This is a genomic window from Citrobacter sp. S55_ASV_140, from assembly GCF_018919505.1.
In the GTDB taxonomy this organism is placed as follows: Bacteria; Pseudomonadota; Gammaproteobacteria; order Enterobacterales; family Enterobacteriaceae; genus Citrobacter; species Citrobacter werkmanii.
On record NZ_JAHLQZ010000047.1, the window covers coordinates 18,763 to 27,629 of the forward strand.

The following is an 8,867-nucleotide window of genomic DNA, read 5'->3' on the forward strand; positions in this document are numbered from 1 at the left end:
GGGTGGGTGTTTTGTCCAATATCTCGGTTAATCGGGTGCTGTTGCTGCTGGTTCTTCTTACCTTCGCAGCAGCTGCGCTTCCTTTCATTAGCTATGCTCCCAATCGCCTGGTTTCCGGCGAAGGTCGTCAACTCTGGGATATCAGGCCCGACATGGCGTGGGGACTGGCGGTGGCCTGTCTGCTACTGTTTCTTCTGTGCTTTGTGTCGGGCAAATCCGGCAATATATTGACGCTTGTTATCAGCCAGCTGTTGGTGATTGCGGCGCTGGTAACCGCAGGTACAACGGCAACGTATCTGGCGCAGACGGGCAGTACGTTGGCCAGAACCAGTCTTGGCTCCGGGTTCTGGCTGGGTCTCGGATTCATGCTGCTGGCTGCCAGTGACGCCATTCGGCGCATCACCCGTCAGATGTTGTGGCGATGGGTGCTGCATGCGCAACTTTTTGTTATGCCGATAGTGTTATTACTGTCCGGCACGTTTAACGATCTTTCCCTGCTTAAAGAGTATGCCAACCGCCAGGATGTCTTTAACGACGCACTGGCGCAGCATCTGACTATTCTGTTTGGCACCGTGATACCCGCGCTATTCCTTGGCGTGCCGCTGGGCGTTTGGTGCTCTTTTTCTGACTCGCGTCAGGGACCCGTTTTCGCCGTACTGAACATTATCCAGACCATTCCCTCGGTGGCCTTGTTTGGCCTGTTGATTGCGCCGCTCGCTGGGCTGGTTAAGCATTTTCCCTGGTTAAGCTCACTCGGCGTTGCGGGAACCGGCCTGACACCCGCGCTTATTGCGTTGGTACTGTACGCGCTCTTACCGTTGGTACGTGGCGTGGTGGCTGGACTGAATCAGGTTCCACAGGATGTACTGGAAAGCGCCCGGGCGATGGGGATGAGCGCGCGTCAACGGTTTATCTCGGTGCAGTTGCCGCTGGCGCTGCCGGTCTTCTTGCGCAGTTTGCGGGTGGTGATGATCCAGACAGTAGGGATGGCGGTGATTGCCGCACTGATCGGTGCCGGGGGCTTTGGCGCGCTGGTCTTTCAGGGATTGCTCAGTAGCGCCGTTGATTTAGTGCTGCTGGGCGTGATCCCGGTAGTTGTGCTGGCAGTGTTGATTGATGCGCTGTTTGATTTAGGGCTAGCGCTGCTGAAGGGAACGAATAATGATTGAATTTAGTCATGTCAGTAAAACCTACGGTCAGCAAAAAGCCGTCGACGACCTTAATCTGCATTTGGCGGAGGGGAGCTTTTCGGTGCTGATTGGCACGTCGGGTTCCGGGAAATCCACCACACTGAAGATGATCAATCGACTGGTCGAGCATGACCGCGGGCAGATTCTTTTTGCGGGCGAGGAGATTCGCAGTCTGCCGGTACTGGAGTTAAGGCGGCGTATGGGGTACGCGATCCAGTCTATCGGTTTGTTCCCGCACTGGACCGTCGCGCAGAACATCGCCACCGTGCCGCAATTACAAAAGTGGTCGCGTTCGCGTATTGATGATCGCACAGATGAACTTATGGCGCTGTTGGGGCTGGAGGCGAGTTTGCGTCACCGTTATCCGCATCAGCTTTCCGGTGGGCAACAGCAGCGGGTCGGGGTTGCACGCGCGCTGGCGGCAGATCCGCAGGTGCTACTGATGGATGAGCCTTTTGGCGCGCTGGATCCCGTCACCCGCGGTGCGCTGCAGCAGGAGATGACCCGTATTCATCGTCTTCTGGGGCGTACCATTGTATTGGTGACGCATGATATCGACGAGGCGCTGAGGCTGGCGGAACATCTGGTCCTGATGGACGCGGGTAAGGTCGTGCAGCAAGGGACGCCGTTGTCGATGCTGACGGCGCCAGCGAACGATTTCGTACAAACGTTCTTTGGCCGCAGCGAACTGGGCGTACGGTTACTGTCGCTGCGTACAGTAGGTGATTTTATCCGTCGCGGCGAACATTCAGACGGTGAGCCGCTGGTGGCTGAAATGACGCTGCGTGATGCGCTGTCGATGTTTGTGGCGCGGGGATGCGATGTCCTGCCGGTTGTGACGCAGCAGGGCGTGTCCTGCGGTACGCTTCACTTTCGCGATCTGCTTTCGGAGATGCCGCCCCGTGAAACGTCTTGCTGATCCACTGCTGTGGCTGGTTGTCCTGTTCCTGATCCTGTTGGTCGGGTTGCCGCACAGTCAGGCCCTGTTTAGTTCGTTGTTTCCAGAGTTGCCGCGTCCCGTGTATCAGCAGGAAAGTTTTACGACGCTGGCGCTGAGTCATTTTGCGCTGGTGGGAATATCGAGTCTTATCGCTGTACTCATCGGCACCGGCGCCGGAATTGCGGTAACCCGGCCCTGGGGGGCAGAGTTCAGGCCGATGGTGGAAACTATCGCCGCCGTGGGGCAGACTTTTCCCCCGGTCGCGGTGCTGGCGATTGCCGTGCCGGTGATGGGATTTGGTCTTGAGCCGGCGGTTATCGCGCTGATCCTGTATGGCGTGTTACCGATCCTACAGGCAACCCTGGCGGGGCTGGGAGGCATCTCTGTCAGCGTGATGGATATCGCCAGCGGGATGGGGATGAGTCGCTGGCAGCGCCTGCGTAAAGTGGAGTTGCCGCTGGCGGCACCGGTTATTCTGGCGGGGATCCGCACATCGGTGATCATTAATATCGGCACCGCAACGATAGCCTCAACCGTCGGGGCGAATACGCTGGGCACGCCGATAATTATCGGACTTAGCGGATTCAATACCGCCTATGTGATTCAGGGGGCGTTGCTGGTCGCGTTGGCGGCAGTGATTGTCGATCGCGGATTTGAGCGATTAGCGAGCTACCTTACCCGGCACGTAAAATGAAGGTGTAGCCTGCCAGCATGACGCCGCCGATACCGCCGATAGCCATCAGCAGGAAGAGGGTTATTACACCGATTTTAGCTGCGCTCATTGTGCACTCCTTATGTGAATCTAAGGATTGTACACTTTTGTTAATAGAATATTAAATACCGAGTGGATAAATATCGTGACCTAACGCGCGCCATTCACTCAGCTGTTGCTGCTGAGCGGGCGTCTGGTTCTCGCCGCACCAGACAAGTAAGGTTCGACCTTCGAACATTTCCGGTCGTAGTTGGTTCAGTGAGTGGGCCAGAACGTCAACGCGCCATCCCTGCTGACTGGCAACCCAACCCTCCAGCCACAAACGGGTGGTATCGTGAATGTTCCAGCCGACAACCAGCGCATCTTTACCCTGTTTCTTGCGCGCTGAGGCCAGACAAATCGCGATATAGTTGATGAGGACGCCGTCGAGGATCCCGAGTAACGCCTGGAGGATCGGCTGCTGACATTGCAGACGGCGGCGTAACGGTGTGAACAAATGGGTGTTGAGCGTTTGTGCGGGATAATCCTGGCCACGCTCTTTGATCCACATTCTCAGACTATGCAAATTATTGCTTTGCAAATAGCTTAATAGCGTCTCTTGCTGTTCACGCCAGCCGTTATGCACATCAATGTTCTCATTGCTGAGCAACATTTTCACCTTACTGACCTGAACGCCGTTGTTTATCCAGCGTTTTATCTCTCGGATCCGGTCAATATCCGCGTCGTTAAACAGGCGATGACCGCCGTCTGTCCTCTGCGGTTTGAGTAATCCGTAACGCCTCTGCCACGCGCGTAAAGTGACAGGGTTGATATCACAAAGCAAAGCCACTTCACCGATTGTGTAAAGCGCCATCGTCGTCTCACTCTTGCTCGCGAGGTCCCAGTTTTACTTTAGACGCTCTTTTACGAACCAGGTAGTTTTGTCTGTTTTTTGATCAGCGAAGGGGTGAGTTTGTCGTCCTACTCGCGCTTTCGAGTGATCGTTCTCACAAATTCCTGTTTTTTTGCAACACTTCAAAGAAAGTTACGCGCAGCCCATGTATGTTACGCGCTTTTAAGTGATGTGTGGTTGGCGCGTATGTACGAGTTTAATCTGGTGTTGCTGCTGCTTCAGCAGATGTGCGTGTTTCTCGTTATCGCGTGGCTAATGAGCAAAACGCGTTTGTTTATCCCGCTGATGCAGGTCACTATCCGTCTCCCGCACAAACTGCTTTGCTATGTCACCTTTTCCATTTTCTGCATATTGGGCACCTATTTCGGGCTGCACATTGATGACTCTATTGCTAACACGCGTGCCATCGGCGCGGTGATGGGCGGGCTGCTTGGCGGTCCCGTAGTCGGTGGTTTAGTCGGTCTGACCGGTGGCTTACACCGTTATTCAATGGGCGGTATGACGGCGCTAAGCTGCATGATTTCGACCATTGTGGAAGGTTTACTCGGCGGGCTGGTGCACAGCGTGCTCACTCGTCGCGGCCGTACCGATAAAGTCTTCAGCCCGTTGACGGCGGGCGCGATTACCTTTGTGGCCGAACTGGTGCAGATGCTGATTATCTTATTAATTGCTCGTCCCTTTGATGATGCGTTTCGGTTGGTCAGCAATATTGCCGCCCCGATGATGGTCACCAATACCGTGGGCGCAGCCCTGTTTATGCGTATATTGCTCGATAAACGGGCGATGTTTGAAAAATACACCTCCGCTTTTTCCGCTACTGCGCTCAAAGTTGCCGCCTCTACGGAAGGTATTTTGCGTCAGGGGTTCAACGAGGTTAACAGCATGAAGGTGGCTCAGGTGCTGTACGAAGAGCTGGATATCGGCGCGGTGGCGATTACCGATCGTGAGAAGCTGCTGGCATTTACCGGCATTGGTGACGATCACCACCTGCCTGGTAAACCGATTTCGTCGTCGTACACTCTACGGGCAATAGAAACCGGAGAGGTGGTGTATGCCGACGGGAATGAAGTCCCTTACCGTTGCTCTTTGCATCCGCAATGCAAATTAGGCTCGACGCTGGTGATTCCGCTGCGGGGTGAAAATCAGCGGGTGATGGGGACCATCAAACTGTATGAGGCTAAAAACCGCCTCTTTAGCTCGATCAACCGCACGCTGGGGGAGGGGATCGCTCAGCTACTTTCGGCGCAAATACTGGCCGGACAGTACGAGCGGCAAAAAGCAATGCTTACGCAGTCAGAAATAAAACTCCTGCATGCCCAGGTGAATCCTCATTTTCTGTTCAATGCGCTCAATACCATCAAAGCCGTGATCCGCCGCGATAGCGAGCAGGCCAGTCAACTGGTGCAGTACCTGTCGACCTTCTTTCGCAAAAACTTAAAACGCCCGTCGGAGATTGTCACACTGGCCGATGAAATTGAGCACGTGAACGCCTATTTGCAAATTGAAAAGGCACGATTCCAGTCACGGCTACAGGTGACTTTAACGGTGCCTGATGAACTTTCGCATCAGCAATTACCGGCTTTTACCCTGCAGCCCATCGTGGAGAATGCCATTAAGCATGGTACCTCTCAACTACTGGATACCGGAGAGGTGTCGATTACCGCCCGTCGCGAAGGGCAGTATCTGATGCTGGATATTGAAGATAATGCCGGGCTGTATCAGCCAACGTCTGAGGCCAGCGGGTTGGGTATGAATCTGGTCGATAAGCGACTACGCGAGCGGTTTGGCGATGATTTTGGCATCAGCGTAGCGTGTGAACCTGACCGCTTTACCCGAATTACTTTACGACTTCCTCTGGAGGAACAGGCATGATCAAAGTGCTGATTGTCGATGACGAACCGTTAGCGCGGGAGAATCTGCGGATCCTGTTGCAGGAGCAAAGCGACATCGAGATTATCGGGGAGTGTTCGAATGCGGTGGAAGCCATCGGCGCGGTACATAAACTGCACCCGGATGTCCTGTTTCTCGATATTCAGATGCCGCGTATCAGCGGCCTGGAAATGGTCGGGATGCTTGATCCCGAACATCGTCCGTACATTGTTTTCCTGACCGCGTTTGATGAGTATGCGGTCAAAGCCTTTGAAGAACACGCGTTTGATTATCTGCTCAAGCCGATTGAAGAAGCGCGGTTGGAAAAAACGCTGAGCCGTTTACGTCAGGAACGCACGAAGCAGGATGTATCGCTACTGCCCGAGCATCAGCAGCCGCTGAAGTTTATTCCGTGCAGCGGTCATAGCCGTATTTATTTGCTGCAAATGGATGATGTGGCGTTTATCAGCAGCCGTATGAGCGGCGTGTATGTCACCAGTAGCGATGGCAAAGAGGGGTTCACAGAGTTAACGCTCAGAACGCTGGAAAGCCGTACGCCACTCCTGCGCTGCCACCGCCAATATCTGGTGAATTTGGCGCAATTGCAGGAAATCCGACTGGAAGATAACGGCCAGGCCGAGCTGATTTTGCGTAACGGGCTGACCGTTCCGGTGAGTCGTCGTTATCTTAAAAGCCTAAAAGAGGCGATTGGACTGTAAAACTGATACACTGCGCGCCATTGCATCACCGACTGTTGAAGGCTCTATGCTAAGTAACGATATTCTTCGTAGCCTGCGCTACACCCTGAAAGCGAACAATAACGACATGGTGCGTATTCTTGCGCTTGCTGACATGGAATCCACCTCCGCGGGTTTTGATACCTGGATGACAAAAGAAGATGAAGACGGGTTTGTGCGTTGCCCGGATATCATTCTTTCCGGTTTTTTAAACGGTCTGATTTATCATCTGCGTGGGAAAGATGAATCAGCGCCGGAGCTGGCGCTTGAGCGTCGTGTTAATAACAATACGGTGCTGAAAAAGCTGCGTATCGCCTTTTCGCTGAAAACCGATGATATTCTGGCCATTATGACCGAGCAGAAATTTCGCGTGTCGATGCCGGAAATTACCGCCATGATGCGCGCGCCGGATCATAAAAACTATCGCGAATGCGGCGATCAGTTCCTGCGTTATTTCCTGCGCGGTTTGACCGCACGCGTACATAGCACGAAAGCATAACGAGAAAAACGGGCGACCACGATTAAAATCGGGTCGCCGACGGTTTACTTCACTTCTTTAAAACCCGCCGATTCCATTACCGTTTGCATTTGCTTCATGCTGATGTTTTTATCGGTATTCTCAGACAGCTTCATCCCGGAAATTGCCTGCAATGCTTTTACATCGACTTTTTCCATATCGATAGTGACGTTTTCCTGCGCATAGGTATCTGAATAGGTGAGCTTTTCTTCTATGCCAGGGATGTTTTGATATTTAGCGCTTAAGGCGTCAAATACTTTTGCTGCTTCTTCTTTATTGCTGGCGCCGACCGACGCATAGCTGATTTTGCTTTCAGAGATTTGTTTCAGAACCTTATCGCCCTTATAGGTGTAAGAGACGGTAATATCCGAGCCGTTTAGGTTGGCATTAAATGTTTTTGTCTCTTCTTTATCACCACACCCCGTCAGGGAAAAAATGACAACCGACGCTACGGCAAGAGAAACTAATTTTTGAAACGCTGTCATGTAAAACTCCATTTCATGAATATCGGATGCAAAATAATAGAGCCTATGAATTTGATGGGCCCGTACGACCTTAATAGCAAAGCAGTATAGAATAAATCTAATCGCGATGGCTGAGCAGTCCGAAAATGGAGTGAAGTGACGCGTTTGAGATTAGGGGAATAGCTACTGCAAAAAAAAGCGCTGCCATTGCAGCGCTTGATAGGTCTTACTTCACCTGTTGGCCTGGTTTTGCGCCTTCGTCCGGACTTAACAGGAAGATATCTTTCCCGCCAGGACCCGCCGCCATCACCATACCTTCGGAAATACCGAAGCGCATTTTACGCGGAGCCAGGTTGGCTACCATAATGGTCTGACGTCCAATCAGAACCTGCGGATCCGGATAAGCAGAACGAATACCGGAGAAGACGTTACGCTTTTCGCCACCGAGATCCAGCGTCAGACGCAGCAGCTTGTCAGAACCGTCTACAAACTCAGCGTTTTCAATCAACGCTACGCGCAGGTCAACTTTGGCGAAATCGTCAAAGGTGATGGTTTCCTGAATCGGATCGTCCGCCAGCGGGCCGGTAACCGGTGCGGCTGCGGCTTTCACCTCTTCTTTAGACGCCTCAACCAGCGCTTCAACTTGTTTCATGTCGATGCGATTGTAGAGCGCTTTAAAGGTGTTGACCTTGTGACCGAGCAGCGGTTGCTCGATAGCATCCCAGCTGAGTTCGCTGTTCAGGAAAGCTTCAACACGCTCAGCCAGCGTCGGCAGTACCGGTTTCAGGTAAGTCATCAGCACGCGGAACAGGTTGATGCCCATCGAGCAAATTGCCTGCAGGTCCGCGTCGCGGCCTTCCTGTTTAGCCACAACCCACGGAGCCTGTTCGTCAACGTAGCGGTTTGCCACATCGGCCAGCGCCATGATCTCACGGATAGCTTTACCGAATTCACGGCTTTCCCACGCTTCGCCAATGACCGCAGCGGCATCGGTAAAGGTTTTATACAGTGCCGGATCGGCCAGTTCTGCCGCCAGCACGCCGTCAAAACGCTTGGCGATAAAACCAGCGTTACGGGAGGCCAGGTTAACCACCTTGTTGACGATATCGGCGTTAACGCGCTGGACAAAGTCTTCCAGGTTCAGGTCGATGTCATCAATACGTGAAGAGAGCTTCGCGGTGTAGTAGTAGCGCAGGCTGTCGGCGTCAAAGTGCTTCAGCCAGGTGCTGGCCTTAATAAAGGTGCCGCGAGATTTGGACATCTTCGCGCCGTTCACCGTCACATAACCGTGTACGAACAGATTGGTCGGCTTACGGAAGTTGCTGCCTTCCAGCATGGCAGGCCAGAACAGGCTGTGGAAGTAGACGATATCTTTACCGATGAAGTGATATAGCTCGGCGGTAGAGTCTTTCTTCCAGTATTCGTCAAAGCTAGTGGTGTCGCCGCGCTTATCGCACAGGTTTTTGAACGATCCCATATAGCCAATCGGCGCATCCAGCCAGACGTAGAAGTACTTGCCAGGCGCATTCGGGATTTCAAAACCGAA

Annotated in this window: 10 protein-coding genes; 6 read left to right on the top strand and 4 right to left on the bottom strand. The window is 53.1% G+C overall.

All coding sequences use genetic code 11. The features are described 5' to 3' along the window. Positions 1–2: 2 nt before the first annotated feature. The 3 genes from KQJ18_RS09945 to KQJ18_RS09955 are packed head-to-tail and all read left to right on the top strand — an operon-like array spanning position 3 to position 2,824. Positions 3–1,169, top strand: a complete 1,167-nt coding sequence (locus tag KQJ18_RS09945) for an ABC transporter permease (protein WP_087855925.1) — start codon at positions 3–5, stop codon at positions 1,167–1,169. Further along, the gene (locus KQJ18_RS09950; RefSeq protein WP_216421899.1) at positions 1,162–2,109 is read left to right on the top strand and encodes an ABC transporter ATP-binding protein; all 948 of its coding nucleotides are present in this window, start codon (positions 1,162–1,164) and stop codon (positions 2,107–2,109) included. Before KQJ18_RS09945 ends, KQJ18_RS09950 begins: the two co-directional genes overlap by 8 nt. Next, a complete protein-coding gene (locus KQJ18_RS09955) occupies positions 2,093–2,824 on the top strand; it encodes an ABC transporter permease (RefSeq protein ID WP_085047889.1) in 732 nt (243 codons plus the stop codon). The genes KQJ18_RS09950 and KQJ18_RS09955 overlap by 17 nt, the downstream gene beginning before the upstream one ends. Here the strand turns inward: KQJ18_RS09955 and KQJ18_RS09960 are convergent. Together KQJ18_RS09960 and mlrA are read right to left on the bottom strand one after the other, a co-directional pair. Next, positions 2,805–2,912 carry a protein YohO gene (locus tag KQJ18_RS09960; RefSeq protein ID WP_003027354.1) on the bottom strand — a complete coding sequence of 36 codons (108 nt, stop codon included), beginning with the start codon at positions 2,910–2,912 and terminating at the stop codon, positions 2,805–2,807. The genes KQJ18_RS09955 and KQJ18_RS09960 overlap by 20 nt on opposite strands. Before the next feature lie 51 nt (positions 2,913–2,963). After that, positions 2,964–3,695, bottom strand: coding sequence for an HTH-type transcriptional regulator MlrA (mlrA, locus tag KQJ18_RS09965; protein ID WP_042307362.1), 732 nt, complete (start codon positions 3,693–3,695; stop codon positions 2,964–2,966). A 225-nt stretch (positions 3,696–3,920) separates the two neighbouring features. Here mlrA and KQJ18_RS09970 point away from each other — a divergent pair, with 225 nt between their 5' ends. The 3 genes from KQJ18_RS09970 to KQJ18_RS09980 are packed head-to-tail and all read left to right on the top strand — an operon-like array spanning position 3,921 to position 6,839. Then, a complete protein-coding gene (locus KQJ18_RS09970) occupies positions 3,921–5,606 on the top strand; it encodes a sensor histidine kinase (protein ID WP_038641939.1) in 1,686 nt (561 codons plus the stop codon). Beyond that, positions 5,603–6,322 carry a two-component system response regulator BtsR gene (btsR, locus tag KQJ18_RS09975; RefSeq protein WP_038641937.1) on the top strand — a complete coding sequence of 240 codons (720 nt, stop codon included), beginning with the start codon at positions 5,603–5,605 and terminating at the stop codon, positions 6,320–6,322. The genes KQJ18_RS09970 and btsR overlap by 4 nt, the downstream gene beginning before the upstream one ends. A gap of 46 nt (positions 6,323–6,368) precedes the next feature. Continuing rightward, positions 6,369–6,839, top strand: coding sequence for a DUF1456 family protein (locus tag KQJ18_RS09980; RefSeq protein WP_087856170.1), 471 nt, complete (start codon positions 6,369–6,371; stop codon positions 6,837–6,839). Between the two features lie 44 nt (positions 6,840–6,883). Here the strand turns inward: KQJ18_RS09980 and KQJ18_RS09985 are convergent, their stop codons facing one another. Together KQJ18_RS09985 and metG are read right to left on the bottom strand one after the other, a co-directional pair. Then, complete coding sequence (locus tag KQJ18_RS09985; protein WP_038641935.1) at positions 6,884–7,342, bottom strand: YehR family lipoprotein; 459 nt, start codon at positions 7,340–7,342, stop codon at positions 6,884–6,886. 205 nt (positions 7,343–7,547) lie between these two features. Then, on the bottom strand, positions 7,548–8,867 hold a 1,320-nt coding region (metG, locus tag KQJ18_RS09990), incomplete at its 5' end, for a methionine--tRNA ligase (protein ID WP_216421900.1).

Excerpts from the sequence above, each read along its gene's own strand:
- btsR (WP_038641937.1), top strand. The coding sequence starts at position 5,603 with ATGATCAAAGTGCTGATTGTCGATGACGAACCGTTAGCGCGGGAGAAT.
- KQJ18_RS09980 (WP_087856170.1), top strand. The coding sequence starts at position 6,369 with ATGCTAAGTAACGATATTCTTCGTAGCCTGCGCTACACCCTGAAAGCG.
- KQJ18_RS09985 (WP_038641935.1), bottom strand. The coding sequence starts at position 7,342 with ATGACAGCGTTTCAAAAATTAGTTTCTCTTGCCGTAGCGTCGGTTGTC.
- KQJ18_RS09960 (WP_003027354.1), bottom strand. The coding sequence starts at position 2,912 with ATGAGCGCAGCTAAAATCGGTGTAATAACCCTCTTCCTGCTGATGGCT.
- mlrA (WP_042307362.1), bottom strand. The coding sequence starts at position 3,695 with ATGGCGCTTTACACAATCGGTGAAGTGGCTTTGCTTTGTGATATCAAC.
- KQJ18_RS09950 (WP_216421899.1), top strand. The coding sequence starts at position 1,162 with ATGATTGAATTTAGTCATGTCAGTAAAACCTACGGTCAGCAAAAAGCC.
- KQJ18_RS09970 (WP_038641939.1), top strand. The coding sequence starts at position 3,921 with ATGTACGAGTTTAATCTGGTGTTGCTGCTGCTTCAGCAGATGTGCGTG.